2 protein-coding genes are annotated in these 1,917 nt (G+C 54.0%); both read right to left on the reverse strand.

The annotated features are described in order from the left end of the window. On the reverse strand, nt 1-455 hold a 455-nt coding region (locus tag AC2VLY_RS07670), incomplete at its 3' end, for a cytochrome d ubiquinol oxidase subunit II (RefSeq protein WP_486922047.1). Nucleotides 456-467: 12 nt separating this feature from the next. After that, nucleotides 468-1,916 carry a cytochrome ubiquinol oxidase subunit I gene (locus tag AC2VLY_RS07675; protein WP_427961663.1) on the reverse strand — a complete coding sequence of 483 codons (1,449 nt, stop codon included), beginning with the start codon at nt 1,914-1,916 and terminating at the stop codon, nt 468-470. Nucleotide 1,917 lies beyond the last annotated feature (1 nt).

Consider the following 1,917-nt stretch of genomic DNA (forward strand, 5'->3'; position numbering starts at 1 on the left):
CCGGCTTTCAGGGGGAAACCCTGCAAGGTGGCACCCAGGGATACGCCAGCAAAAAAGGGAGCGATCAGACTGCCGAGAGCAAAGGCCCAGCCCCAGAATCGTTTGCTGCTGCGCGCATGAATATGAAATTCAAAAGCGACAGCGCGGGAAATAATCCCCCACAAGGCCAGCATCAACGGAATCATGAGATAGTTCAGGGCGGAGCCGTAGACCACCGGGAAAGCCCCGAAGAGGACCCCGCCGGCAACCACCAGCCAGGTTTCGTTTCCGTCCCAGAATCCGGCCATGGAAGCCATGACCGCCCCGCGTTCTTCCTCGTCGTGCGAAAACAGGGTGTAAATGCCAGCGCCCAGATCGGCTCCATCCAGCATCACGTAAAGCATAAAAAACAAGGCGAGAATCAACCACCACCAGGTGGACAGGGACACGGCAATTCTACCCATGAGATCGGTCATGATGGGTTCTCCTCAATCTCGGTGTGGCAATGCTTTGGTAAAATGGGGGGACACATGGCCACCTCCACTGTCGATGGTTTCCGGTTTGTCCCAGAGATGGGTGGAATCCGGAATGTCATTCACGCCTTTTTGGATGACGCGGCTGAAGAAGTACCAGGCGCCCGACCAGACGGCCAACTCAAAAATAATGTAGCCCACGAACCAGACCACTTCCTGGCCCAGCGACATGTGGCTGACTCCTTCGTAGGTGCGCATCATGCCAAAGACTACCCAGGGTTGCCGACCGATTTCGCGCACCCACCAGCCCGTCCAGATCGCCAGATAGGGTAAAAATGCCGAGAAAACGACGGCCCGGAGAAACCACGGGTGTTGGCGTAGAGCCGTCGCATTCAGCTTGCCCCGCAGGCGCAGCCAGTTACCCCAAAGAGCGACGAGGAACAGGAAAAAGCCAATGGCGACCATGATCCGGAACGCATAGAAAGGCACCCAGACATCCGGACGATCACGGGCAGGGAAGCTGTCCATACCTGTCACCTTGCCGGTCAAGGTATGGGTTTCCAGCAGGCTCAGGACGTAAGGAATGGTAATCGCAAATCGGGTACCGTCATTCTGGCTGTTGGGTATGGCAATCAGGTGCCAGCCGGTATTGACCTGCCCATTGGGGAGATACGTATGGTAATGCCCTTCCATGGCGGCCAGAGAGGTAGGCTGCGTCTGGGCGACGTCCCGCCCCAGCGTATCCCCCAGATAAATCTGCAAAGGGGTCACAATCAGCAGTGCCAGGAGCGCTGGTTTGAGCAGCTTTACAAAAAGTTCAGTGTTGCGGTTCTTGAGGATGAACCAGGCACTGACGCCGGCAAAAACAAAAAGAGCCAGCTCTACGCAGGCGATCCACATATGTGGAAATCCCCAATGAAAATTGTCGTTATAAATGGCGCTCCACCAGTTGGTGACCTGAAACAGGCCATTTTTAAAGACGACTCCGTCGGGCGTTTGCATCCAGGAATTCGCCACCAGAATCCAGCCGGCCGATAAAGTGGAAGAAATGCCAACATTGAAGGTGGCAAAAAGATGCATGGTTTTACTGATTTTTCCCCAGCCGAAAACCATCAGACCAATAAATCCCGCTTCATACATGAATGCGGTGATGGTTTCAAAGCCGAGAATGTTGCCGAAAAAGGGGCCGACTGCCTGAGAAAATGGCCCATACAGAATCCCGAAGGCCATTTCCATGGTGACACCCGTCGCCACCCCGGCACCGAAATTGATTATGAATATTTTTTCGAAAAAACGATTGAGTTTGTACCAGCGCTCATCCCCGGTGCGGAGCCAGAGGACTTCTATTCCGAAAAGCAGCCATGACATGCCAATCGTCATGGGCGTCCAGAGAATATGCAGCGAGGTAATCCAGGCAAAATCGAGACGGCTGAGTAAAACGGGTAACGTATTTTCGATCAACATA

Source organism: Acidithiobacillus sp. TH-A36 (assembly GCF_057473445.1).